At 71.7% G+C, this 24,971-nt stretch carries 23 protein-coding genes; 15 read left to right on the forward strand and 8 right to left on the reverse strand.

The features are described 5' to 3' along the window. Position 1 precedes the first annotated feature (1 nt). From ACZ597_RS27105 to ACZ597_RS27120, 4 genes are all read left to right on the forward strand, one after another. Positions 2 to 1,024 (forward strand): LacI family DNA-binding transcriptional regulator, encoded by a 1,023-nt coding sequence (locus tag ACZ597_RS27105; protein WP_007265470.1) that lies wholly within the window; start codon positions 2 to 4, stop codon positions 1,022 to 1,024. A 114-nt stretch (positions 1,025 to 1,138) separates the two neighbouring features. Further along, a complete protein-coding gene (locus tag ACZ597_RS27110; protein WP_471335090.1) occupies positions 1,139 to 2,386 on the forward strand; it encodes a S1C family serine protease in 1,248 nt (415 codons plus the stop codon). Between the two features lie 50 nt (positions 2,387 to 2,436). Further along, positions 2,437 to 3,171, forward strand: coding sequence for a response regulator transcription factor (locus ACZ597_RS27115; RefSeq protein ID WP_471335093.1), 735 nt, complete (start codon positions 2,437 to 2,439; stop codon positions 3,169 to 3,171). Continuing rightward, on the forward strand, positions 3,168 to 4,613 hold the full coding sequence (locus ACZ597_RS27120) for a sensor histidine kinase (protein ID WP_471335095.1): 1,446 nt from the start codon (positions 3,168 to 3,170) through the stop codon (positions 4,611 to 4,613). Before ACZ597_RS27115 ends, ACZ597_RS27120 begins: the two co-directional genes overlap by 4 nt. Here the strand turns inward: ACZ597_RS27120 and ACZ597_RS27125 are convergent. Beyond that, positions 4,593 to 5,531 carry a phosphatidylinositol-specific phospholipase C gene (locus tag ACZ597_RS27125; protein WP_471335205.1) on the reverse strand — a complete coding sequence of 313 codons (939 nt, stop codon included), beginning with the start codon at positions 5,529 to 5,531 and terminating at the stop codon, positions 4,593 to 4,595. The genes ACZ597_RS27120 and ACZ597_RS27125 overlap by 21 nt on opposite strands. A gap of 79 nt (positions 5,532 to 5,610) precedes the next feature. Then, on the reverse strand, positions 5,611 to 6,198 hold the full coding sequence (locus ACZ597_RS27130; RefSeq protein WP_471335098.1) for a TetR/AcrR family transcriptional regulator: 588 nt from the start codon (positions 6,196 to 6,198) through the stop codon (positions 5,611 to 5,613). A gap of 135 nt (positions 6,199 to 6,333) precedes the next feature. Here ACZ597_RS27130 and ACZ597_RS27135 point away from each other — a divergent pair, with 135 nt between their 5' ends. Next, on the forward strand, positions 6,334 to 7,119 hold the full coding sequence (locus ACZ597_RS27135; protein ID WP_471335101.1) for an alpha/beta fold hydrolase: 786 nt from the start codon (positions 6,334 to 6,336) through the stop codon (positions 7,117 to 7,119). A gap of 81 nt (positions 7,120 to 7,200) precedes the next feature. On the opposite strand, the gene ACZ597_RS27140 is transcribed toward ACZ597_RS27135, so the two are convergent. After that, positions 7,201 to 9,018: a bifunctional metallophosphatase/5'-nucleotidase gene (locus tag ACZ597_RS27140; protein WP_471335103.1), complete on the reverse strand. Its 1,818-nt coding sequence runs from the start codon at positions 9,016 to 9,018 to the stop codon at positions 7,201 to 7,203. A 140-nt stretch (positions 9,019 to 9,158) separates the two neighbouring features. Between ACZ597_RS27140 and mshD the strand changes: the two genes are divergently transcribed. From mshD to pstB, 8 genes are all read left to right on the forward strand, one after another. Further along, positions 9,159 to 10,088 carry a mycothiol synthase gene (mshD, locus tag ACZ597_RS27145; protein ID WP_471335106.1) on the forward strand — a complete coding sequence of 310 codons (930 nt, stop codon included), beginning with the start codon at positions 9,159 to 9,161 and terminating at the stop codon, positions 10,086 to 10,088. Between the two features lie 142 nt (positions 10,089 to 10,230). After that, a complete protein-coding gene (locus ACZ597_RS27150; RefSeq protein WP_471335109.1) occupies positions 10,231 to 10,902 on the forward strand; it encodes a hypothetical protein in 672 nt (223 codons plus the stop codon). Positions 10,903 to 11,717: 815 nt separating this feature from the next. Further along, entirely contained in the window at positions 11,718 to 14,054 is a 2,337-nt protein-coding gene (locus ACZ597_RS27155) for an RNA degradosome polyphosphate kinase (RefSeq protein WP_471335111.1), read from the forward strand. Further along, on the forward strand, positions 14,035 to 14,994 hold the full coding sequence (locus tag ACZ597_RS27160) for a CHAD domain-containing protein (RefSeq protein WP_471335114.1): 960 nt from the start codon (positions 14,035 to 14,037) through the stop codon (positions 14,992 to 14,994). The genes ACZ597_RS27155 and ACZ597_RS27160 overlap by 20 nt, the downstream gene beginning before the upstream one ends. Before the next feature lie 657 nt (positions 14,995 to 15,651). Continuing rightward, positions 15,652 to 16,791 (forward strand): phosphate ABC transporter substrate-binding protein PstS, encoded by a 1,140-nt coding sequence (gene pstS, locus ACZ597_RS27165; RefSeq protein ID WP_471335118.1) that lies wholly within the window; start codon positions 15,652 to 15,654, stop codon positions 16,789 to 16,791. A 127-nt stretch (positions 16,792 to 16,918) separates the two neighbouring features. Then, a complete protein-coding gene (gene pstC, locus ACZ597_RS27170; RefSeq protein ID WP_471335120.1) occupies positions 16,919 to 17,908 on the forward strand; it encodes a phosphate ABC transporter permease subunit PstC in 990 nt (329 codons plus the stop codon). Beyond that, positions 17,908 to 18,990, forward strand: coding sequence for a phosphate ABC transporter permease PstA (gene pstA, locus ACZ597_RS27175; protein ID WP_471335123.1), 1,083 nt, complete (start codon positions 17,908 to 17,910; stop codon positions 18,988 to 18,990). The genes pstC and pstA overlap by 1 nt, the downstream gene beginning before the upstream one ends. A 57-nt stretch (positions 18,991 to 19,047) precedes the next feature. Next, a complete protein-coding gene (gene pstB, locus ACZ597_RS27180) occupies positions 19,048 to 19,824 on the forward strand; it encodes a phosphate ABC transporter ATP-binding protein PstB (protein WP_471335125.1) in 777 nt (258 codons plus the stop codon). Between the two features lie 120 nt (positions 19,825 to 19,944). Here the strand turns inward: pstB and ACZ597_RS27185 are convergent, their stop codons facing one another. Both ACZ597_RS27185 and ACZ597_RS27190 read right to left on the reverse strand, forming a co-directional pair. Next, positions 19,945 to 20,943 carry an inorganic phosphate transporter gene (locus ACZ597_RS27185; RefSeq protein WP_471335128.1) on the reverse strand — a complete coding sequence of 333 codons (999 nt, stop codon included), beginning with the start codon at positions 20,941 to 20,943 and terminating at the stop codon, positions 19,945 to 19,947. Between the two features lie 5 nt (positions 20,944 to 20,948). Then, entirely contained in the window at positions 20,949 to 21,569 is a 621-nt protein-coding gene (locus tag ACZ597_RS27190; protein WP_007265452.1) for a DUF47 domain-containing protein, read from the reverse strand. A gap of 193 nt (positions 21,570 to 21,762) precedes the next feature. Between ACZ597_RS27190 and ACZ597_RS27195 the strand changes: the two genes are divergently transcribed. Beyond that, on the forward strand, positions 21,763 to 22,077 hold the full coding sequence (locus ACZ597_RS27195; protein WP_042801353.1) for a metal-sensitive transcriptional regulator: 315 nt from the start codon (positions 21,763 to 21,765) through the stop codon (positions 22,075 to 22,077). Positions 22,078 to 22,178: 101 nt separating this feature from the next. On the opposite strand, the gene ACZ597_RS27200 is transcribed toward ACZ597_RS27195, so the two are convergent. Further along, positions 22,179 to 22,331 (reverse strand): hypothetical protein, encoded by a 153-nt coding sequence (locus ACZ597_RS27200; protein WP_471335208.1) that lies wholly within the window; start codon positions 22,329 to 22,331, stop codon positions 22,179 to 22,181. 147 nt (positions 22,332 to 22,478) lie between these two features. Further along, on the reverse strand, positions 22,479 to 23,363 hold the full coding sequence (locus tag ACZ597_RS27205) for an SCO4651 family lipoprotein (protein ID WP_471335131.1): 885 nt from the start codon (positions 23,361 to 23,363) through the stop codon (positions 22,479 to 22,481). A 428-nt stretch (positions 23,364 to 23,791) separates the two neighbouring features. Here ACZ597_RS27205 and ACZ597_RS27210 point away from each other — a divergent pair, with 428 nt between their 5' ends. Then, entirely contained in the window at positions 23,792 to 24,034 is a 243-nt protein-coding gene (locus tag ACZ597_RS27210) for a hypothetical protein (RefSeq protein ID WP_471335134.1), read from the forward strand. Positions 24,035 to 24,138: 104 nt separating this feature from the next. On the opposite strand, the gene ACZ597_RS27215 is transcribed toward ACZ597_RS27210, so the two are convergent. Then, positions 24,139 to 24,834 carry a phosphatase PAP2 family protein gene (locus ACZ597_RS27215; RefSeq protein WP_471335137.1) on the reverse strand — a complete coding sequence of 232 codons (696 nt, stop codon included), beginning with the start codon at positions 24,832 to 24,834 and terminating at the stop codon, positions 24,139 to 24,141. Positions 24,835 to 24,971: the final 137 nt, after the last annotated feature.

The raw sequence follows: 24,971 nt of genomic DNA on the forward strand, positions 1-24,971 counted from the left end.
CGTGGCCAAGGTGACGCGGGATGACGTAGCGCGACTTGCGGGTACTTCTACCGCCGTCGTGAGCTACGTCATCAACAACGGACCCCGGCCGGTCGCCCCGGCCACGCGCGAGCGTGTACTCGCTGCGATCAAGGAGCTGGGGTACCGGCCGGACCGCGTGGCCCAGGCCATGGCGTCCCGCCGCACCGACCTCATAGGCATGATCGTCCCCGACGCCCGCCAGCCGTTCTTCGCGGAGATGGCGCACGCGGTCGAGCAGGCCGCCGCCGAGCGCGGAAAGATGGTCCTGGTCGGGAACTCCGACTACCGGGACGAGCGCGAGGTCCACTACCTGCGCGCCTTCCTGGGCATGCGGGTGTCGGGGCTGATCCTGGTCAGCCAGGGCATGAGCGAGCGCGCCGCCTCGGAGATCGACGCCTGGGACGCTCGGGTGGTGCTGCTGCACGAGCGTCCGGAGGCCATCGACGACGTGGCCGTCGTCACGGACGACATCGGCGGCGCGCAGCTCGCGACCCGGCACCTGCTGGAACACGGGCACGAGTACGTCGCCTGCATCGGCGGCATCGAGAACACCCCGTCCGTCGGCGACCCGGTCGCCGACCACGTCGAGGGCTGGCGCCGGGCCATGCTGGAGGCCGGGCGGTCGGTCGAGGGCCGGCTCATCGAGGCCCCGTACAACCGCTACGACGCCTACCGGGTCGCCCTGGAGGTCCTGGCCCGGCCTGACCGGCCGACGGCGATCTTCTGCGCGACGGACGACCAGGCCATCGGCGTGCTGCGCGCCGCGCGCGAGCTGCGCATCGACGTCCCCGAGCAACTGGCGGTGGCCGGCTTCGACGACGTCAAGGAGGCGGCCCTGACGGACCCGCCGCTGACGACGATCGCCTCGGACCGCCCGGCGATGGCCCGCGCGGCGGTGGACCTCGTCCTGGACGACGCCCTCCGCGTGGCCGGCTCCCGCCGCGAACGCCTGAAGCAGTTCCCGTCGGCCCTGGTCATCCGCCGAAGCTGCGGCTGCCGGTAGGGAACCGGCCGGAAGGCCGGCGGGCCGGGACCTTATTTCGGGCATACGCGGTTCTGCCGGGCTTCTCAGCCGGAACTCAGACAGCTCTCATGATCCGCGGACAGAGTCATAGACATGACCGAGAGCTTCCGCCGCGAAGGCGAGTACCCGCAGGAGAACGGCCCGGACCGGAACGCGCCCTTCGGGGACGACTGGCAGCGGGGACGCGACCGGCCGGCTCGGGATGCCGCGGCCGCCTATCCGCCGCCGCCCCCGTACCCGCCGGCCGCTCCGGCGCCCGGCCGGCACGAGGCGCACCAGCCGACGGTCATCCAGGGCGAGACCGTCCCGGCGGGCGGCGGTAGCGGCAGCGGTGGCGGGTGGGACGCCTGGGGTTCCGCTCCCACCGCCCCCTCCGGCCCCGCGCACGCGGCCCGCGCCAAGCGCCCCGTCGCGCTGCTCGCCGCCGTGGCGCTCGCGGCGGCCGTGGTCGGCGGCGGTACGGCCGTCGCCGTGCAGCAGTTCCTCGGGCCGGCCGGCGCCGTCGTCAGCGGCGTCAACGGCACCAACGTCTCGCAGTCCGGCAACGGCACCGTCTCCGGCATCTCCGAGCAGGTCAGCCCGTCCGTCGTCCGCATCGACACCCGCACCGCCTCCGGGCAGGGCACCGGCTCCGGCATCGTGCTCACCGCCGACGGCGAGATCGCCACCAACAACCACGTCGTCAACGGCGCCTCCGAGATCCAGGTGACGATGAGCGACGGGAAGAAGTACACCGCCAAGGTGGTCGGGACCGACCCCGCCAAGGACCTCGCCCTCATCAAGCTCCAGGGGGCGAGTGGCCTCAAGCCCGCCAAGCTCGGCAACTCCGACCAGCTCAAGGTCGGCGACCAGGTCGTCGCCATCGGCTCCCCCGACCGCCTCACCGGCACGGTCACCAGCGGCATCGTCTCAGCGCTGAACCGCGAGGTGAACGTGCCGAAGTCCGAGGACCGCCGGCAGCAGGCCCCTCAGCGGCAGCGCGGCGGCGGCTGGCCGTTCTCGTACGACGGTCAGCAGTTCAACGGCGACACCGGCTCCGACACCACCTCGTACAAGGCCATCCAGACCGACGCCTCCCTCAACCCCGGCAACTCCGGCGGCGCCCTCGTCAACATGAACGGCGAGATCGTGGGAATGCCCTCCGCGATCTACTCGCCGTCCGGCGACGGCGCCGGCGCCGGCAGCGTCGGCCTCGGCTTCGCCATCCCGGTCAACACGATCAAGGCCGACCTCGACTCCCTCCGCAAGGGCGGCAGCGGCGGCAACGGGAACGACAGCGGCAGCGGCAGCGGCAACAGCGGCTCCGACAGCGGCGGCAGCGGCTTCGGCATCTCCTTCTGACACCCTGGGACGTGCCCCGCGCACCGACCACCACCCCTGGGGGAACCCACATGAACTCCGCCGAAGGCGACCCGCAGCGGATCCTCGTCGTCGACGACGAGCCGGCCGTACGGGAGGCCCTGCGCCGCAGCCTCGCCTTCGAGGGGTACGACGTGCGGACCGCCGTCGACGGGCTCGACGCCCTCGACCAGGCGGCCGCGTACGCCCCCGACCTGGTCGTCCTCGACATCCAGATGCCCCGCATGGACGGGCTGACGGCCGCCCGCCGGCTGCGCGCCTCCGGCAGCGTCACCCCGGTGCTGATGCTGACCGCCCGCGACACCGTCGGCGACCGCGTCACCGGCCTCGACGCGGGCGCCGACGACTACCTCGTCAAGCCGTTCGAGCTGGACGAGCTCTTCGCCCGCGTCCGCGCCCTGCTGCGCCGCAGTTCCTACGCCGTCCCCGCCGCCGGACCGGAACCGGCCGGGGACGCCCTCGCCTTCGGCGACCTGCGCATGGACCTCGCCACCCGCGAGGTCACCCGGGGCGGGCGCCCGGTGGAGCTGACCCGTACGGAGTTCACGCTGCTGGAGATGTTCCTGGCACACCCGCGCCAGGTGCTGACCCGCGAGCAGATCCTCAAGACGGTGTGGGGCTTCGACTTCGAGCCCAGCTCCAACTCCCTGGACGTGTACGTGATGTACCTGCGCCGCAAGACCGAGGCGGGCGGCGAACCGCGTCTGGTCCACACCGTCCGCGGGGTGGGCTACGTCCTGCGCGCCGGCGAGGGCGGACCCGAATGACGGGTCCCGCCGCCAGGTTCCGCGCGCTGCCTCTGCGCTCCCGGCTGGCGCTGCTGGTCACCGTCGCGGTCGCGGTCGCGGTCGCCGCGGTGGCGGGGGTGTCCTGGGTGATGGTGCGGGCGCAGCTGAACGAGCAGCTGAACCAGTCCCTGATGGCCACCGACCCCAGCGAGCAGGTGCTCCGCGCCCTGCGCGAGGGCTGCACCCTGCGCCCGCCGCCGAACCAGATGGACATCGCCGGGGACCTGAACGCGACCGTGCAGATCGTCACCGCCGAAGGCGGCCGCTGCTGGGTGAGCGGGCGGACGGACCTGCCCGCCACGCAGACCGACAAGGACGTCGCGGCGGGCCGCCTCAGCGGCAGGCTGCACGACGCCACCACCGCCGACGGCGACAGGATGCGCGTCTACACGATCGGCCGGCGCCTCACCACCGGCGGACCGACCTTCGGGATCTCCATCGCCAAGCCCCTCGCCGACATCGACAAGCCCCTGTCCACCCTGGCCTGGGTACTGCTCCTGGTCTCCGGCATAGGGGTCGTCGGCGCCGGTGCGGCCGGCCTGTGGGTGGCCCGTACGGGGCTGCGGCCCGTGGACGAGCTCACCGGTGTCGTCGAGCACGTCGCCCGCACCGAGGACCTGACGGTGCGGATCCCGGACGAGGGCGACGACGAGATCGCCCGCCTGTCGCGGTCCTTCAACGCGATGACCGCCGCGCTCGCCTCCTCCCAGGAACGCCAGGCCCAGCTGATCGCGGACGCCGGGCACGAGCTGCGCACGCCGCTCACCTCGCTGCGCACCAACATCGAGCTGCTCGCGCGCAGCGAGGAGACCGGCCGGGCCATCCCGCCCGAGGACCGCAGGGAGCTGCTCGCCTCGGTCAAGGCGCAGATGACGGAGCTCGCCGCGCTGATCGGGGACCTCCAGGAGCTGTCCCGCCCGGACGCGGCCCCGCACGCCCCGCTCGGGGTGGTGGCCCTGCACGAGATCGCCGCCTCGGCGCTGTCCCGGGCCCGGCTGCGCGGACCCGAGCTGCGGTTCGGCTCCGCCCTGGAGCCCTGGTACGTACGGGGTGAGGCGGCGGCGCTGGAACGGGCGGTGGTCAACCTGCTGGACAACGCCGTGAAGTTCAGCCCGCCGGGCGGTGCGGTCGAGGTCTCCCTGCACGCGGGCGAGCTGACCGTGCGCGACCACGGGCCGGGCATCCCGCCCGAGGACCTCCGGTACGTCTTCGAGCGGTTCTGGCGCTCCGAGTCGGCCCGCGCCCTGCCCGGCAGCGGGCTGGGCCTGTCGATCGTGGCCCGTACGGCCGCCCGCTCGGGCGGCACCGCCGAGCTGCGGGCGGCCTCGGACGGGGGCGGCGGCACGGAGGCGGTGCTGCGCATCCCGGGTGCGCCGGCGCCGCCGCCGTCGGAGCAGCCGTCAGTTGTGCCGGATCAGTGAGGCGACCAGGCCGGAGCGGGTGTTCGGGAAGTCCATCGGGACGATGCCGAGGCCGGTGCGGCCGGCCAGTTCGGCGCCGTCGACGAACCCGTGGACCTGCGGGTTCAGCCGGTCGGAGTTCCAGCGCGGCGGCATGTACGCGGCGGTGCTGACGTAGTTGACGAAGAGCTTGCCGGGCTCCCGGACGGCCTTGCGGAAGTGGTCCTCGATGCGGACGCGCTTGGCGAAGGGCTCGGTGTTGTAGTCGTCCTGGATGTCGAAGACGCCGCCGTCGCCGTAGCGCAGGCCGGGCAGGCCGGCGTTGTCGGCGAGGAGCACGACCTTGCCGCGGGCCTGCCCGAGGGCGGGCAGGGTGTCGGCGATCCGGAAGAGCGGGCGCCAGCCGCGGTTGTCGAGGTAGTCGTCGAAGACGGCGCGGAAGGTGGCGTCGGAGTCGGAGGAGTACTCCTGCTTGACCCGCATCAGCACCGTCTCCGAGGGGTGCGCGGCGAGGAAGTTCCGGCAGGCGGCGAGGACGTCGCCGAACATCAGGTCCTGGAAGAACGAGCCGTGGTGGATGGCGAAGGAGCCGCCCGTGACCCGGCAGCGGACGTCGAGGAAGCGGATGCCCGAGTCGAGCTGCTGGGCGATGGAGGTGTTCTGGCAGGCGACGTAGAGGCCGCCCTTGGTGGCGCCGGCGTCGTGGGTGCCGGGGATGGTCATCCGCTGGAGGGCGGTGGAGTCGGCGAGGCCGGCCATCCAGTCCTGGGTGCCGAGGGCCCTCGCGGAGGCGGGGGCGGCGGAGGCCGGTGCCGCGGCCCCGAGTCCGAGGAGCGCGCCCGCGCCCACCGCCGTGGCCCCGGTGAGGAAGGCCCGCCGGTCCAGTGCCGTGCCCGCGCCCCTGCCCGTACGCCTGCCCGCGCCCGTACCCCTGCCCATGCCGCTGTCCATGCCCATGCCCCGCCCCTTCGCCGACCCGGTGATGGGACGGGATTATGGCGTGCGGGACCGGCGTTTGCTACCCGTCGGTAGGCGCGGGCTCTTCCAGCAACTCGGCCATCCTGCGCAGCCCTTGGGCGAGCTCGGCCCCCGCCGGCGCCTGCTCGGGGTCGGTCAGGGCCTGCACCATCACCCCGCTCAGCAGCGCGAGGTGCACCGACCCGAGGGCGCGTACGTCCTCGTCCGCCACCGCGTCCTCGGACACGCCGGCCAGGTGCGCGGCCACCATCCGCCGGGAGCGGCGCTGCCCCTCGGCGAGGACCGCCAGGAGCTCGGGCGAGGACTGGGCGTGCACGAAGGCCTCGATGTTGGCGATCCACAGCCAGCGCATGTCGAGGAAGTCGCGGATCTTGCGGTCCCAGGTGTCCGCGTACCGCTCCGCCGCGGTGTCGCCCTCGCCCGCGAGCCGGCCGGAGCCGGCGGCCCAGTCGTCCATCGCGGCGAACAGCGCCTGGTTGAGCAGCGCCTCGCGGGACCCGAAGTGGTAGCCGATCGCGGCCATGCTCACCCGCGCCGCCGAGGCGATGTCGCGCACGGTCGTGCGCGAGTAGCCCTTCTCCTCAAGGCAGCGGCGCGCGCCGGCCAGCAGGTCCTCGCGATTTCCCATGGTCCGGATGGTATCCGCGAGCTCTCGACAAGGACTTGGGCAAGCGTGCAAGACGTGCGTATTGCGCGCTTGCCCAACTGCTGGCAGAGTGATGCCCACAACCACCGCAGGCCACGAAAACGGGAGACACGAACCATGCGCGACACGCTGGGCATCGACGGCCGCACGCTCTCGTACCTGGACTTCGGCGGCACCGGCCGGCCGCTCCTCGCCCTCCACGGCGGCATGTCCGAAGCCGCGGCCTTCACCGGCCTCGCCGCCGCCCTGGGCGACGAATGGCGGGTCGTCGCCCCCGACCAGCGCGGCCACGGCGACTCCGACCGCGCCCCGCACTACCGCCGCGACGGGTACGTCGCCGACGCCGTCGCCCTCCTCGACCACCTCGGGCTCACCGACCCGGTCACCCTCCTCGGCTACTCCCTCGGGGGACTCAACGCCGTCCACCTGGCCGCCGCCCACCCCGACCGGATCGGCGCCCTGATCGACGTGGACGCCACCGTGGAGGTCGCCGTCCCCGCCGGCCCGCAGTGGTTCGACTTCCTCCACGGACTCCCGTACACCGCACCCACCCGCGAGGAACTGCTCGCCGACGTCGGCCCGGCCGCCCTGCCGTTCGTCGCCGACGCCCTGCGCCCGCTCCCCGACGGCAGTGGCTGGCGGCTGCCGTTCCACGGGCAGGACATGCTCGACTCCATCCACGCCTGCGCGGGCGACCACTGGGACACCTGGACCGCGAGCACCTGCCCGGCGCTGCTGATCCACGGCAGCCGCAGCCAGGCGCTCACCCAGGCCGTGGCCGACGCGATGGTGAGCCGGCGCCCGGGGACCTCGTACACGACCCTGGAAGGCGACCACTTCGTGCCCTTCACGGACCCGGAGGGGTTCCACGCGGCCGTCGGCAAGTTCCTGGCGACCCTCTGACGCCCCGCCGCCAAAGCCCGAGGGGGCGGCGGGCCGGCTCCGGCCCACCGCCCCCTCGGGGACGTGCGTACTGCGTACGTACTACTTGACGACCGTGATGCGGTCCGCCGCCGGCGGGGCGATCGGGGTCGCCGCCGTCGACTTCGCCAGGTATGCGTTGAAGGCGTCCAGGTCGGACGCGCCCACCAGCTTGTTCTTGTGCTCCTTCAGGACGGTGAAGCCGTCGCCGCCGCCCGCGAGGAACTCGTTCATCACGACCCGGTAGGTCTTGGCCGGGTCGATGGCCGCGCCGTTCAGCTTCACCGAGTCCACGACGATGCGGTCCGCGCCCGTCTTGGTCATGTCCAGGGTGTAGGTGAAGCCCTTCGAGACCTGGAGGATCTTCGGGTTCGGGCCGTTGACCGTACCGCTGACCTGCTGCTGGAGCGCGGTGACCAGCTGCGCGCCGGTCAGGTCCACGATGTTCATCAGGTTGTTGAACGGCTGGACCGTGTACGACTCGCCGTACGTCACGACACCGTCGCCCTCGGCCCCCGACGCCTTGTAGGCCAGGTCGGAACGGATCCCGCCCGGGTTCATGATGGCCAGCTGCGCGCCGCCCTTGTCCGCCGGGGCCGTGGCCTCCAGCTGGGCGTCCGCGATCAGGTCGCCGAGCGGCTTCTCAGGCGACTCCGAGCCGCGGCCCGGGATGTCGGCGGAGATGTAGCCCATCGGACGGTTCGCCACCGGGGCGGCGAGCTCCTTCCAGCGGGTGATCAGCTCGGACATGTCCGCGGCCTTCGGCTGCTCGCGGCCGACGACCTTGTTCACCGGCTTCGGCGACTTGGCCGGCGTACGCACGATGTCCTTGGTGGCCCGGTCGTACGTCAGCGTGGTGTCCGTGTACAGCCGGCCCAGCGAGGCGGCCGAGGTGACCGTACGCGGGTTGCCCGCCGGGTCCGGGATGTTGCACGAGTACGCCTGGTGCGTGTGCCCCGTCACCAGCGCGTCGACCTTCGGGTCGACGTTCTTGGCGATGTCGACGATCGCACCCGAGATGCCGGCGCCGGCACCCGGCACGTCGCAGTCGTAGTTGTACGCGCCGTTCGCGGGCAGACCGCCCTCGTGGATCAGCGCCACGATCGACTTCACGCCCTGCTTGTTCAGCTCGGCGGCGTACTTGTTGATCGTCTCGACCTCGTCGCCGAACTTCAGGCCCTTGACGCCCTCGGCGGTGACGACGTCCGGCGTGCCCTCCAGGGTGACGCCGATGAAGCCGATCTTCACGTCCCCCTTCTTCCAGATGAAGGTGGGCGACATCAGCGGACGCTTGGTCTTCTCGTCCGTCACGTTCGCGGCGAGGTACTGGAACTGCGCCCCGGTGAAGGTCTTGCCGTACTCGAAACAGCCTTCAGTCGGGTGACAACCGCCGTACGCCATCCGGCGCAGCTCGGTCTTGCCCTCGTCGAACTCGTGGTTGCCGACGCTCGACACGTCCAGGTTCAGCTTGTTGAGCGCCTCGACGGTCGGCTCGTCGTGGAAGAGACCGGACAGCATCGGACTGCCGCCGATCATGTCACCGGCCGCGGCCGTGACGGAGTACTCGTGGCCCTTGCGGGCCTCGCGCAGGCTGGTGGCGAGGTACTCGACGCCACCAGCGGGTATGGCCTTGGTGGTGCCGTCTGCCTGACGTTCACTCACGGTGCCGGAGGAGCCCTGCGGGGGCTCCAGCGTGCCGTGGAAGTCGTTGAACGAAAGCATCTGTACGTCGACGGTGCGGCCCTTGGGAGGCGTACCGCCACCACTCGCGGCACCGGCCGGCAGTGCGGCGGCGACCATCGCGCCGGCACCCGCCGTGAGGGCGAGAGCGCCGAAGGTCAACCGGCGGGCCGTACGGTGCCGTTGTGGCTTCGCTGACATTTATTCCCCTTTGTGGACAGCGAGACAACATTTTGGGAGGTGCCCGCAGCCTATGGTCAACGCGCGTAGCACGACAGGGGGTAGCGGGTTGCGAGCTGGTTACGCGCGGCCGTCGGGCGGCGGCGCCGTAGGCTCGGAACATGACTGACGCAGCAGCGGCCCTGGAGCCGGGACGGCAGATTGAGATCCTCGAAGAGCTGACGGAGGAGCAGGCCGACTCCGTACTGGAGCTGATCGGGGAGGCGGCCCGCACCGACGGCACCACCGCCGTCTCCGAACAGGGTCGCCTCCAGCTGCGCGGCGGACCGCGCGAGGGGATCCGGCACTTCCTCCTCACCGACGGCGGGCGCCTGTGCGGGTACGGGCAGCTGGAGGACACCGACCCGGTGGAGGCTCCCGCCGCCGAGCTCGTCATCCACCCCGCCCTGCGCGGCCGCGGCCACGGCCGGGCCCTGGGCACCGCCCTGCTGCACGCCTCCGGCAAGCGGATCCGGGTGTGGGCGCACGGCGGCAAGTCCGCCGCCCGGCACCTCGCACAGGTACTCGGGCTCACCCTGTTCCGCGAACTCCGGCAACTGCGCCGCCCCCTCGGCCCCGACGCCCCGCCGCTGCCCGAGCCGGCCCTCCCGGCCGGAGTCACCGTCCGCACCTTCGTCCCCGGCCAGGACGACACCGCCTGGCTCGCCGCCAACGCCGCCGCCTTCGCCCACCACCCGGAGCAGGGCGCGCTGACGCAGCGGGACCTGAACGACCGGATCGCCCAGCCGTGGTTCGACGCCAAGGGCTTCTTCCTGGCGGAGCGGGAGGGCGAACTGGTCGGCTTCCACTGGACGAAGGTCCACGCCGAGGAGCAGCTCGGCGAGGTGTACGTGGTCGGCGTCCGCCCGGGCGCCCAGGGCGGCGGCCTGGGCAAGGCCCTCACGGCGATCGGCCTGCGCCACCTGGCGGAGTCGGGCCTGCCGACGGCGATGCTGTACGTCGACGCGGACAACCCGGCGGCCCTGGCGGTGTACGAGGGCCTGGGGTTCGCGACGCACGAGATCGACCTGATGTACCGCACGGAGAGCTGAGGCCTTCCGCCGCTCCGGGCCCGCTATCTCCCCCTCGAGGGGTGCGGGCGGGGCGGTGGCTGCCCACCCGCCCCCTTGTCTGCAGGCCGGGGGGGGCCGGGGGGCCGGATCCCCTTGAACGGGATCAGGGCCGGTGGCGTGGATGGCGCAGGACCAGGACGACGCCCCGGTGGCGCTGGGGTGGTTCGACCGGTCCTACGACTGGGCGTTGGAGTCCGGGTACGGCGACTTGGCGGCCACCACGATGAGCATGAAGGCCCATCTGGCGTGGTCCGGCGGGAGCGGGCGGCGTTGTGCGCGGCTGGGCGAGGCCGCCGCAGCGATGTCGGCGGCAAGCGAGGCCACGAGGGCCATGGCGATACAGATGGCCGGGCGGGGATGCGCCCTGGAGGGCGAACGCGGCGAGGCGTACTCCCGGCTGGACGAGGCGCAGCAGATCATCGGGAACGCCACCGACGCCCCGCCGTGGTTGTACTTCTACGGCGAGTCCTGGTTCGCGGCCCAGCGCGGCATGGCCGACCTGCACCTGAGGGACTGGTGCGGCGCGGTCGAGAACCTCACGTCGGGGCTGGCGGGCTTCGCCCCGGCCTTCCTCCGGGACCGGGCCTGGTACGGGTCCTGCCTGGCCCACGCGTACGCGGGCGCCGGGGAGGCAGAGGCAGCCCTGACCACGGCACTCGGCGTCATCTCCGACGCCTCGGAGGTCGGCCGCCCACACGCCTGGGCCGAGCTGCACAAGGTCGGCGGCCTCCTGCTGCGGCGAAGGGCCCGCGAAGGCCGGACACTGGTGGACATGCTCGCGCAGCTCGACTGACCGCTCTGATCAACATGTGGTGCAGGTATCGGCCCCAGTCAGCCGCCGGCCGCCGAGACGGGAGAAGCACGTAGCGATCTCACGCGCCCATCCGATCCCTGAGCTGCTCTGATCAACCTCTGGTGCGGGTATCAGCCACGGACGGTGGCCGGACGCCGAGACGACAGGAGCGCGTAGCGATCTGGCGCGCCTAGAGGCGCCGCAGGCTGCTCTGGTCGGCCTCTCGTGCGCATAGGCGCGCCCCGGGCCGGAATAGCTGCCATGAGGGCCCGGATGCCCGGCCGGCCAAGCCCCGGCCCCGTCGCCTCGTCACTGACGAACCCGCTCCTCCCCTCCTCCCCCGTGACCGTTCTTTTGGGGGCTTCCCGTCAGTCTTTCGGCATTCCGGGGCGGGTCGGTCGGTCAAGGGTCGCCGAAGGCGATCACGAAGTGACGCGACCGCAGGGAGCGCCCTTGAGGGACCGGCCCGACACGGAAGGACGATGGGACTGACGGGAAACCCCCAAACCGGCCCTGATCCCGCCCCAGGGGCTACCGCTCCCCGGCCCCCCGCCCCGCGGACGAGCAGGCGCGTGGGCAACCACCGCCCCACCCCCACCCCTCCAGGGGGAGATAGCCCGCCCGCGCCGCAAGCCCCGTACCCGCGCTCCCACCCCACCCCACCCCGCCGTGCGCCAGGCGGAGACAGGAAGCCATACGCCATTAACCGGGCATTCAGACGCGCTTGCGAGTCTCCCGACATGCAGCCCCGACTCCGTCTGACCGCAGACACTTCCGACGCGCCTGTCCTGCCGCGTGCGCGGAAGAATGGAGTCATGAGCCACCAGCCCAGCGCAGGCCCCACCGAGGTCCCCGCCCAGCACACGTCTCACTCTTCCGCAACCGGAAGCGCCAGCGCCAGCGCCACCGGCACCGGCACCGGCACCGGCACCGGCACCGGAAGCCGCAGCGGCGACGCGAAGTCCCGCATCGGTTCCATAGCCGCCCACCGGCCCCACGCCGCCCGCGTGACCGGGCACGTCGACCTCGATCCCGACCTCGACGCCGATCTGGACGCCTACGAGGACAAGGACGACACCGGCGAGCTCCCCGCGAACCGGTTCCTCGACCGGGAGCGCAGCTGGCTGGCCTTCAACGAGCGGGTGCTCGAACTCGCCGAGGACCCCGCGACCCCGCTGCTGGAGCGCGCCAACTTCCTGGCGATCTTCGCGAGCAACCTCGACGAGTTCTTCATGGTCCGCGTCGCCGGCCTCAAGCGCCGCATCGCGACCGGTGTCGCCACCCGTTCGGCCTCGGGACTCCAGCCCCGTGAGGTGCTGGACCTGATCTGGACCCGTTCGCGCGAGCTCATGGCCCGGCACGCCGCGTGCTTCCAGCACGACATCGCACCCCAGCTCGCGGAGGAGGGCGTCCACCTCATCCGGTGGCCCGACCTCACCGAGAAGGAGCAGGCCCGCCTCTTCACCCTGTTCCGCAACCAGATCTTCCCGGTGCTCACGCCGCTGGCCGTGGACCCCGCGCACCCGTTCCCGTACATCTCCGGCCTCTCCCTGAACCTGGCCGTCGTCGTGCGGAACCCCGTCAGCGGCCACCGCCACTTCGCCCGCGTCAAGGTGCCGCCGATCCTCTCCCGCTTCCTGGAGGCCTCCCCGCAGCGCTACGTCCCCCTGGAGGACGTCATCGCCGCGCACCTGGAGGAGCTGTTCCCCGGCATGGAGGTGCTCGCGCACCACATGTTCCGCGTGACCCGCAACGAAGACCTCGAAGTGGAAGAGGACGACGCCGAGAACCTCCTCCAGGCCCTGGAGAAGGAGCTCATGCGGCGCCGCTTCGGCCCGCCCGTGCGCCTGGAGGTCGAGGAGTCCATCGACCCCGGCGTGCTGGACCTCCTCGTGCAGGAGCTGAAGGTCAGCGCCGCCGAGGTGTACCCGCTGCCCGGCCCGCTCGACCTGACCGCCCTCTTCGGGATCGCCTCCCTGGACCGGCCCGAGCTGAAGTACCCGAAGTTCGTCGCCGGCACGCACCGCGACCTCGCCGAGGTGGAGTCCGCGTCCGCGCCCGACATCTTCGCCGCGCTGCGCGAACGCGACGTGCTGCTGCACCACCCGTACGACTCCTTCTCCACCTCCGTCCAGGCCTTCCTGGAGCAGGCCGCCGCGGACCCGGACGTCCTCGCGATCAAGCAGACGCTGTACCGCACCTCCGGCGACTCCCCGATCGTGGACGCGCTGATAGACGCGGCCGAGTCCGGCAAGCAGGTGCTGGTCCTCGTCGAGATCAAGGCCCGCTTCGACGAGCAGGCCAACATCAAGTGGGCGCGCAAGCTGGAGGAGTCCGGCTGCCACGTCGTCTACGGCCTCGTCGGCCTCAAGACCCACTGCAAGCTCTCCCTGGTCGTCCGCCAGGAGGGCGACACCCTGCGCCGCTACAGCCACGTCGGCACCGGCAACTACCACCCCAAGACCGCCCGCCTGTACGAGGACCTCGGCCTGCTCACCGCCGACCCGCAGGTCGGCGCGGACCTCTCGGACCTCTTCAACCGGCTCTCCGGCTACTCCCGCCGCGAGACCTACCGCCGGCTGCTGACCGCCCCCAAGTCCCTGCGCGACGGGCTGATCTCGCGCATCGACAAGGAGGCCGACCACCACCGGTCCGGCCGCCCGGCGTCGGTCCGGCTGAAGATGAACTCGATCGTCGACGAGGCCCTCATCGACTCCCTCTACCGGGCCTCCCGGGTGGGCGTGCCCATCGACATCTGGGTGCGCGGCATCTGCGCCGTACGCCCGGGCGTCCCCGGCCTGTCGGAGAACATCCGGGTCCGCTCGATCCTCGGCCGCTTCCTGGAGCACTCCCGGGTCTTCGCCTTCGGCAACGGCGGCGAACCCGAGGTGTGGATCGGCAGCGCCGACATGATGCACCGCAACCTCGACCGCCGCATCGAGGCACTGGTCAGGGTCACCGACCCGGCCCACCGCGCGGCACTGGACCGGATGCTGGAGACCGGCATGTCCGACGCCACCTCCTCCTGGCACCTGGGCCCGGACGGCGAATGGACCCGGCACAGCACCGACGCCGAAGGCCAGCCGCTGCGGCACGTACAGGAGATGCTCATAGACGCCCGGAGGCGCCGGCGTGGCTCTGCCAAACCATGACGACCTGACCGCAGGTGACGTGCTCGGCGTGTACCTGCGCTCCCAGGCCACCGCTTTCCTGCGCGCGCTGCGCCTGCACGACGCGGGCGCGGCGGGCGGTTCCGCCGCCGACTCGGCGGAGAGCGGCGAGGCGGCGTACGGCCTGCGGGGCGCGGCGCGGCGGATCGCCGGATCGCTGAGCACGTTCCGGGCGGTCACCGAGTCGCGCTGGGCGGACTCGCTGCGCACGGAGCTCGTCTGGCTGTCGTCCACGCTGGCCGACGAGCACGCGTACGCCGCCCGGCTGTCGCGGCTGATGGAGGCCCTGCAACGGCTGTCGGGCTCCCCCGACCTGCCCTCCGCGCGGGGCGGGGCGGGGTCGTCCGGCGCCCTTACGGTGGGCTCGGCGCGGGCGGGCGCGCTGCTGGAGCGGCAGCTCACGCTGGCGCGCACGCGGGCGCACTCGGCCACCTTGCAGGCGTTGGGGTCGTCCCGCTTCCACGCGGTGGCGGACGCGGTGGCGGTGCTGGCCTCGGAGGTGCCGCTGGACCCGGTGGCCGCGCGGGGCCGGGTCGGGGACGTGCTCGAACCGCTGGCGGAGGTGACCGGGACCCGCCTCGCGGGGGCCGTCTCCGCCCTTCCCGCCGCGCAGGGCACCCCGTACGCGGCGCACGAGGACGCCTCCTGGCACGAGGTGCGCCGGCTGCTGCGGGTGCACCGGTACGCGCGGGAGGCGCTCGGCGGGGACGTGGCCCGGCTCTCGGCGGCGGGCGGGGCGCTGGACCTGCACCGGGACGCCTCGGAGGCCGCCACCGCCTCGGCGACGGCCGCCCGCACGCCGAGGATCGCCCCGGCGACCGCGTACGCCCTGGGCGTGCTGCACGCCGACCAGCGGCACGCGGTGGAGGCGGCCCGCCTGTCGTTCCACCACATCTGGCACCCGGCCGCCGCCGTTCCCTAGGCGGTGCCCTTCGGGAGAGACCGCACCCCGGGGGCCCACCGCTGCGCGGGGCAGTCCCCTACCCGCCCTTCGCCCGTTCCCCGGAACTCCGCCCCGGACCCCGGTACCCGTGCGCTGCGCGCCCGGTGCGCTCAATCGCCGCGCGGGCCGGAACTTCGCTGCGCGAAATCCAGCCCCGCGAGCGGTCGCGGCCAAACCCGGCTCCCGCCGGCGTTTGAGGCGCGGGGGGTCCGGGGGCGGAGCCCGCGGGAGGGGGTTCGGGGCGCAGTCCCGGGGAACGGGTGAAGGGTGGGGGCGGGGACCAGCCCGCGCAGTGGCACCCCACCGGCACCGCGCCCGTACGGGCCACCGCCGGAATCCGGCCACGCGCCCGGCCCGGGCCCCGGCTCCGCGACGGTAACAGCGGCATAACGGGCGGATAACGCCCGATTGCGCCCGGGTACAAACCACCCCATCCGCACCGGGCCGTCCGCCATGGTTCACCCCCCGTTCACCAAGCGCGGTCGACCGCTTCACCTGTTCTGCCTAATTTCGATAGCGCACGGTGCGAGCCGATCGGGAAAACACGGCGCCGCACCACCACAGCCCCGTAGTCCTCTTCGCACGCCGCCCCGATACAGAAAGCGGCCGGCGGCTCCTCGGAAGGAACACCCGAAAGTGAAGCTTCAGCGCAAGAACCGGCTTCGTGCCTCCGCCCTCGGGGCCCTCGTCGTGTCCGGCGCCCTGGTCCTCACGGCGTGCGGCTCGGACGACAACACGAAGACGGGCGCCGACGGCACCCCGAAGGCCTCCGCCCCGGCGCCCGGCGACGTCAAGTGCGAAGGCGCCAAGGGCAAGCTCCTCGCCTCGGGCTCCTCGGCGCAGAAGAACGCGGTCGACCTGTGGGTGAAGAACTACATGGCCGCCTGCTCCGGCGTCGAGGTGAACTACAAGTCCTCCTCCTCCGGTGAGGGCATCGTCGCCTTCAACCAGGGCACCGTCGGCTTCGCCGGCTCGGACTCCGCGCTGAAGCCCGAGCAGGTCGAGGAGTCGAAGAAGATCTGCACCGGCGGCCAGGGCATCAACCTGCCGATGGTCGGCGGCCCCATCGCCCTCGGCTTCAACGTCTCCGGCGTGGACAAGCTGAACCTCGACGCCGCCACGATCGCCAACATCTTCAACGACAAGATCAAGAAGTGGGACGACGAGGCGATCAAGAAGCTGAACCCCGGCGTCACGCTCCCCTCCACCGCCATCCAGGCCTTCCACCGCTCCGAGGACTCGGGCACCACCGAGAACCTGGGCAAGTACCTCAAGGCCGCCGCCCCTGACGCCTGGTCCTACGAGGCCTCCAAGAAGTGGCCGGCCCCCGGTGGCCAGGCCGCCTCCGGCTCCGCCGGTGTCGCCTCCCAGGTCAAGGCCGTCGACGGCGCGATCGGCTACTTCGAGCTCTCGTACGCCACCTCGCAGAGCATCAAGACCGTCGACGTGAACACCGGCGCCGGCGCCCCGGTCAAGGCCACCCCGGAGAACGCCTCCAAGGCCATCGCCGCCGCCAAGATCGCCGGCACCGGCTCCGACCTGGCCCTGAAGCTCGACTACACCACCAAGGCCGAGGGCGCCTACCCGATCGTCCTGGTGACCTACGAGGTCGTCTGCGACAAGGGCAACAAGGCCGAGACCCTCGGCACCGTGAAGTCCTTCCTGGAGTACACCTCCTCGGACGCGGGCCAGAAGGTCCTGACCGAGAACGGCTACGCGCCGATCCCGGCCGAGATCAACACCAAGGTCCGCGAAGTCATCAAGTCGCTCGCCTAGTCCCACCTCCCGGCCCGGGCCGATCCTCCGCCGATCGGCCCGGGGCCCGGGACCCTCCCCCACCACCCGGGGGAAATCCGGTGCACCGCCGCCAGGGGGCCCGCCCCCCACACAGACCGGAAAGACCATGGCTTCCACCACACCCACCCACATAGACGCGGCTCCGCCGGTCTCCACGAGCGGAAGGTCCACCGGCCGCGCCGGTGACAAGATCTTCGCGGGGCTCTCCAAGGGCTCCGGCGTCCTGCTCCTGGTGATCATGGCGTCGATCGCCGCCTTCCTCACCTACCGGGCCACCCTCGCCCTGTCGAAGAACCAGGGGAACTTCCTCACCACCTTCGACTGGAACGCGTCGGCCAACCCCCCTGTCTTCGGCATCGCCGTCCTGCTCTTCGGCACCGTCGTCAGCTCGATCATCGCGATGGTCATCGCGGTCCCGATCGCCGTCGGCATCGCCCTGTTCATCTCGCACTACGCGCCGCGCAAGCTGGCCTCGCCCCTCGCCTACGTGGTCGACCTGCTGGCCGCCGTGCCGTCGATCATCTACGGCATCTGGGGCGCCCTCTTCCTGGTGCCGCAGCTGAACGGGCTGAACCTCTGGCTGGACGAGTTCCTCGGCTGGACCTACGTCTTCGACAAGACCCAGGTCGGCGTCGCCCGCTCGCTCTTCACCGTCGGCATCCTGCTCGCGATCATGATCCTGCCGATCGTGACCAGCGTCAGCCGCGAGGTCTTCCTCCAGGTCCCGCGCATGAACGAGGAGGCCGCCCTGGCCCTCGGCGCGACCCGCTGGGAGGTCATCCGGATGTCGGTGCTGCCCTTCGGCCGCTCCGGCGTCATCTCCGCCTCGATGCTCGGCCTCGGCCGCGCCCTCGGCGAGACCATGGCCGTGGCCACCGTCCTCTCCCCGAGCTTCCTCATCTCGCTGCACGTCCTGAACCCGGGCGGCGGCACCTTCGCGCAGAACATCGCCGCGAAGTTCGACGAGGCCAACGAGTTCGGCCGTGACGCGCTCATCGCCTCCGGCCTGGTCCTCTTCCTGCTCACCCTGCTGGTCAACGGCGCAGCCCGCCTGATCATCGCCCGTCGCAAGGACTTCTCGGGGGCGAACGCCTGATGAGCCACGCACTCCAGGACCAGCGCCCCGTCCGGGCCCGCAAGTCCTCCTCCCCCGCCGGCCTGACCCGCGGCGGCCTGCCCCGCTGGGCGCCGGCCGGCACCGCCGTCGCCTCCGCCGTGCTCGGCACGGTCATCGGCCTCGTCTTCGACCTGGGCAGCAAGGTCCAGTGGGGCCTGATCGCGGCCCTGCTGTTCGTCGTGATCACGTACGTCTCCAGCGCGGTCGTCGAGAACCGCCGCCAGGCCAAGGACCGCGTCGCGACCTCCGTCGTGTGGGTCTGCTTCGTCCTCGCGGTCATCCCGCTGCTGTCGCTGATGGTCACCACGATCAGCCGCGGCATGAAGGTCCTCGACGGGGACTTCCTGGGCCACTCCATGAACGGCGTGACCAGCTTCGAGCAGGGCGGCGGCGTCTACCACGCCCTCCTCGGCACGCTGGAGCAGGTCGGCCTCGCCACCCTGATCGCGGCGCCCATCGGCCTGCTGACCGCCGTCTACCTGGTCGAGTACGGCAAGGGCAAGCTCGCCAAGGCCGTCACCTTCTTCGTCGACGTGATGACCGGCATCCCCTCCATCGTCGCGGGTCTGTTCATCCTGACGACCTGGAACCTGATGCTCGGCTTCGGCCCCTCCGGCTTCGCCGGCGCGATGGCCCTGTCGATCCTGATGGTGCCGGTCGTGGTCCGCTCCACCGAGGAGATGCTCAAGCTCGTCCCGAACGAGCTGCGCGAGGCCGCCCTGGCCCTCGGAGTGCCGAAGTGGCGCGTGATCCTCAAGGTCGTGCTCCCCACCGCCATCGGCGGCATCTCCACCGGTGTCATGCTGGCCGTGGCACGCATCGCCGGTGAGACCGCGCCGATCATGCTGCTGGTCTTCGGCTCCCAGCTCATCAACGGCAACCCCTTCGAAGGCGCCCAGTCCTCCCTCCCCCTCTACATCTGGGAGCAGTACAAGGTCGGCAGTGAAGCCTCCTACGACCGGGCATGGGCCGCTGCGCTCGTCCTGATCGCCTTCGTCATGATCCTCAATCTGGTGGCCCGCGGAATCGCCCGCTGGAAGGCCCCGAAGACCGGTCGCTAGAAGCGAGCCCATCAGCGGCTCCGCCGCAGTGACTGCATGAAAGAGAAGTGACCCCTCATGGCCAAGCGAATCGACGTCAGCGGCCTCTCCGCCTTCTACGGCAGCCACAAGGCCATCGACGACATCTCGATGACCGTGGAACCCCGCTCCGTGACGGCCTTCATCGGCCCCTCCGGCTGCGGCAAGTCCACCTTCCTGCGGACCCTGAACCGCATGCACGAGGTCACCCCCGGCGGCCGCGTCGAGGGCAAGGTGCTGCTGGACGACGAGAACCTGTACGGCCCCGGAGTGGACCCGGTCGCGGTGCGCCGCACGGTCGGCATGGTCTTCCAGCGCCCGAACCCCTTCCCCACCATGTCGATCTTCGACAACGTGGCGGCGGGCCTGCGCCTGAACGGCAGCTACAAGAAGTCCGAGCTCACGGACGTCGTGGAGCGGTCCCTCAAGGGCGCCAACCTCTGGAACGAGGTCAAGGACCGCCTGAACAAGCCCGGCTCCGGCCTCTCCGGCGGCCAGCAGCAGCGTCTGTGCATCGCCCGCGCCATCGCGGTCGAGCCGCAGGTCCTGCTGATGGACGAGCCCTGCTCCGCCCTCGACCCGATCTCCACCCTCGCCATCGAGGACCTGATCGGGGAGCTGAAGGAGCGCTTCACGATCGTCATCGTGACGCACAACATGCAGCAGGCGGCCCGCGTCTCCGACCGCACCGCCTTCTTCAACCTCGCCGCCGTCGGCCAGCCGGGCAAGCTGGTCGAGATCGACGACACGGACCGGATCTTCTCCAACCCGTCCGTCCAGGCGACCGAGGACTACATCTCGGGCCGCTTCGGCTAGACCGGACCCCGCCTGGACGTCCTGCGGTGCTGCATGGCGGTGCCACCGCAGGGCGAAAGAAAAGGGCCGGCTCCCCCTGGGTGGGGGGAGCCGGCCCGCTTTCGTACCGCGTCCCGGCGTCTAGACGAACGCCAGGTTCACGACCCAGAAGCTCAACGCGGCCACCAGCGCCGCCGCCGGCATGGTGATGAACCAGCCGAGGATGATGTTCTTGGCGACGCCCCAGCGGACCGCGTTCACCCGCTTGGTGGCACCCACACCCATGATCGCGGAAGTGATCACGTGGGTGGTGGAGATCGGCGCGTGGAAGAGGAACGCGGACCCGAACATGATCGAGGCACCGGTGGTCTCCGCCGCGAAGCCCTGCGGCGGGTCCAGCTCGATGATCTTGCGGCCGAGCGTGCGCATGATGCGCCAGCCGCCGGCGTACGTACCCAGCGACAGCATCACGGCACAGGCGATCTTGACCCAGATCGGGATGGCCTCGTCGGCACCCTGCACGTCGGCGATGACCAGGGCCATCACCACGATGCCCATCGTCTTCTGGGCGTCCTGGAGACCGTGGCCGAGCGCCATGCCGGCCGCCGAGACCGTCTGCGCGATACGGAAGCCGCGCTTGGCCTTGTGCGGGTTGGCCCGGCGGAACATCCACAGGATGACGACCATCACGAGGTAACCGGCCACGAGGCCGACGACCGGCGAGACGAACATCGGGATGACGACCTTCTCGACCACGCCCGACCAGATCACCTCGGTCCCCCCGGCCAGCGCCGCGCCCACCATGCCGCCGAAGAGGGCGTGCGAGGAGGACGAGGGAAGGCCGAAGTACCAGGTGATCAGGTTCCACACGATCGCGCCGACCAGGGCCGCGAACAGGATCCACATGCCCTTGTTGCCGTGCGGGGTCTCGATCAGCCCCTTGCTGACCGTCTTGGCCACCCCGCTGCCGAGGAAGGCACCGGCCAGGTTCATCACCGCGGCCATCGCCAGCGCCGCGCGCGGGGTCAGGGCCCGCGTCGAGACGGAGGTCGCGATGGCGTTCGCGGAGTCGTGGAAGCCGTTCGTATACGTGAAGCCGAGCGCGACACCAATGGTCACGACCAGCGCAAAGGTGTCCACGAGGTTCAGGACTCCTTGACGGCGATGGTCTCCACCGTGTTCGCGACGTGCTCGAACGCGTCGGCGGCCTCTTCGAGGACGTCGACGATCTGCTTGAGCTTCAGCACCTCGATGGCGTCGTACTTGCCGTTGAAGAGCTGGGCCAGCAGCTTGCGGTGGATCTGGTCGGCCTGGTTCTCCAGACGGTTGACCTCGATCCAGTACTCGGTGAGGTTCTCCATCGTCCGCAGGTGCGGCATGGCCTCGGCGGTCAGCTCGGCCGCCCGCGCCAGCACCTCGATCTGCTGCTCGACGCCCTTGGGCAGCTCCTCCACGTTGTAGAGGACGACCAGGTCGACCGCTTCCTCCATGAAGTCCATGATGTCGTCGAGCGACGAGGCGAGGCTGTAGATGTCCTCGCGGTCGAACGGCGTGATGAAGGACGAGTTCAGCTGGTGGAAGATCGCGTGAGTGGCGTCGTCGCCCGCGTGCTCCGCCGCCCGCATCCGCTCCGCGATCTCGGCCCGGGCGGAGGGATCCGCTCCGAGCAGTTCCATCAGGAGCTTGGAGCCCGTGACGATGTTGTCCGCGGATGCGGCGAACATGTCGTAGAAGCTCGTCTCCCTGGGGGTCAGACGAAATCGCACGTGAGGTCCTCGGGGTGCATTGGATTCGGTCAGGCTGATGCTAGGCGCATCCCCCGGCCACGGCTAACCGGCGGTTCCCCAGTGTCCTCCATCAGGCAGAGTGGGCGTTACGGACCCCTGTCCCCCAGGCCTGGGCGAAGTACCCTATACCCATGAGGGGTATAACCCCTCTTTCCGGACCACGGGAGGACCGATGACCACCATCGAGGCGGAGGGCTCCGGAGCCGTCCACGGCTACCACCACCAGAAGGACGAGCACCTCAAGCGGCTGCGCCGGATCGAGGGCCAGATCCGCGGCCTCCAGCGCCTCGTCGACGAGGACGTGTACTGCATCGACATACTCACGCAGGTGTCGGCCAGTACGAAGGCCCTCCAGTCCTTCGCCCTCCAGCTGCTGGAGGAGCACCTGCGCCACTGCGTCGCGGACGCCGCGGTCAAGGGCGGCACCGAGATCGACGCGAAGGTGGAAGAGGCCACGAAGGCCATCGCCCGCCTGCTGCGCAGCTGACGACCGGCCCGCCGTCGGCACCCCCGGACGAGGTCCGGGGGCGGAGCCGCCGGAGGCCACGGAGTCCCCGGGGGCGACGGGCGCTACGGGGACCACGGAGACTACGGGCAGACGCCCATCAGCACTTCGTCGATCCGGTCCTGACTCAGCCGGTCCTCGGCCGCCGCCGAGGCCGCGATGATCAGCTCACCGCACAGCTCGATCTCGGCGAGCGCCACGTGGTCCTGCACCGTCATGCCGCCTGCGGGAGTCACGCGTGTCACCTCTCTCTGCAGTCCTCGCCCGTCGGCGCTCGACATCCCAGCGTAGGGAGCGGGCCCCGCGCGGCGCATGACACGGATGGACCATTTCCGGATAGCGGGGCCATGGCCCGGAGGCACCGGTTCACCCCGCCCGGCCGGCTATTCGGCGATCTTCCCGGCGTAAATGTCCCCGCTTGCGGGCAATACGACGGTCACCGGAGTCCCGAACCCGTAGAGCAGCGTGGTCGAGGAGACATCGATCACGCCATTCTTGACGTAGGTGAAACGGTGCCGGACCTTGCGCAGCCGTCCCTCCTCGTCGAGGTAGGCGTCGAACGGCACGCTGTCCTTGCTGAACCCTTTCGCCGCCGCCTCCAGGGCTCCCTTGATCCCCGGCGAGGCGCTCTGCGCGGCGCGCGCGATGTCCGTCGTACCGCGGTAGTGCCGCACCTTGGTGCCGGCCAGGTCGGTCTCGCCGACGTACGACACCTCCTGCGCGCCGCGCAGCAGCTCGGCCGCGGCCACCGGATCGGTGGCGCCGCCGGTCACGAGGTTCCCGTCGGAGAGGGTGGTGGTGTCCAGCCGGACCCACTTGTCGTCGGGGACGCCGGCGCCCCGGTTCTTCATGTAGAGCGCGCCGGGGACGAGCAGCTCGGTGATGGGCCGGTGCTCGGGCTGTCCCTTGACGTCGGCGGGGAGCATGACCAGCAGCTGGCCCATCCGCTTGCGGAAGTCGACCCCGCCCTCGCCGCGGATGGTGACCCGGGTGCCGCCGGTCGCCATCTCCATCGCCGTACGGGTCTGCGCGCTCCCGGCGGCGGTCAGCGCGTCGGCGGCGCCGCGGACCGCGGCGGCCGGGTCGCCCGGCGGCCGGTCGTCGCCGGAGCCCTTCGCGCTCCCGCCGCCCGGTCCGCTGCCGCCGTCGGTGCCCGTGCCGCTCGCCGCTCCGCACGCGCTGAGCGCGGCGACGGCCACCGCCGCACAGACCGCGAGCACCGCCTCACCCGCACGACTTCTCCGTCGCCTGTGCTGGTGCACCACCATCGCCTGCCAACCCCCAACGCGTGACAGCTGTTTGCCCGAGGCCCCCACCCGCTCCGGTTAACGAGGTCCGGGGTTTCCCGTAACGGGCCGCCGAGTTCCGGGGGCCGTACCGGACGCGCCCGGACCGGGTACCGTGGAGGGGTGGAACCGCACACCAAGGCGACTCCGGTCGCTCCGTTTACCGCTGTGCCCCTGCCGCGAGACCACGCGGAACCGGCCCAGCCGCCCGTCGGCCACTCCACCAGCACCGCGGAACGCGGCTCCTTCTGCCTGGCCGTGTGCAGCTGTGGCTGGACGGGTCCGGCCCGCCGCTCCCGCGACCTGGCCCGCAGGGACGCCGGCAGACACTCCGCGGGATAGCCCGCCGCTCCTCCTCCGTTCGGACGCCCCGGCTGGCCGGGGGCCCCGGGAGCGGGTGCGCTGGTTCCATGCCAGGTTCCGCACGCTCCCTCGCCGCCCTCCTGTGGGCCCTGCTGCTCGTGCTCACCCCGGCCGCGGTGGCCTGGGCCCGCCCGGTGGGCTCGGCGGACGGGCCGGCCGACGTGGCGCTGGCCATCGGGGTCACCACGGCGGCAGCCGTGGCGACCGGGCTGTGGCTGCGTTTCCGCTACCGCCGCGACGGTACGGAGACGGAGCATCCGGGCGGGGGCCGCGAGGGCGGCGACCCGTGACCCCGCGCTCCCGCCCGACGGCGGTGCGGCTGTGCTTCGGCGCGGCGGGGCTGTGCCTGGCGGTGGCGCTCCTGCTCGCGCTCTGGAACCCGTAGCGGCTCGGGCTACGCGGCGAGGTCGCTCTCGGCCGGCCGCTGCGCCAGCTCGACGGGGCGGGCGACGACGCGGTCCCGGGCCCGCACGAGCACGCCGAAGCGGGGCGACCGGGCGACGGCCCCGACCACCGGGGCGAGCGCCGCCATGGCGAGCGGGGCGAGGAGCAGGACGACGGCGGTGCCGAGCGCGAACCCCCCGATGACATCGGTCGGGTAGTGGACGCCGAGGTACACCCGGCACAGGCCCTCGGCGAGCGCCAGGCCGATCCCGACGACCCCGAGCCGGCGGTTGACGAGGAACACCCCGACGCCGAGGGCCATCCCGAGGGTGGCGTGGTCGCTGACGAAGGAGAACCCGGAGCCGGGCGCGCCCGCGCCCCCGAGCACTTCGAGGCCGTCGTGCTGGAGGAACGGACGGGGCCGGGCCACGAATTCACGCAGCGGCACGTTCACGAGGAGGGCGACGCCGGCGGCGAGGGGGGCCCAGACCAGCGCGGCGAACGACTCGGCGGCGATCGCCTCGTCCTGGCGCCTGGCCCCGCGCCAGCACCACAGCACGAGCAGGACCATGGCCAGCGGCAGTCCGTACGATCCGGCGAAGGCCACCGCCCGGTCGAACCAGCCCGGGGCGTGCCGGGAGAGGGCGTTGATCCCGTACAGCAGGCTGACATCCACATTCGGCCCACCGGTCGTGAGTCCAGCCATGCGCCACGGCCCCTTGCCTGCCTAGGTCCCCTGCGGGCGCACGACGGTGTGCGCCCCCTTCAGCCCCCCAGCCGATCGACCCCCCGTGCTCATGGAACGCCCGTTCTGCCTGGGACGTTCCACTCTCCACCGAATGA

The sequence above is a fragment of the Streptomyces sp. NPDC040718 genome, from assembly GCF_055593565.1.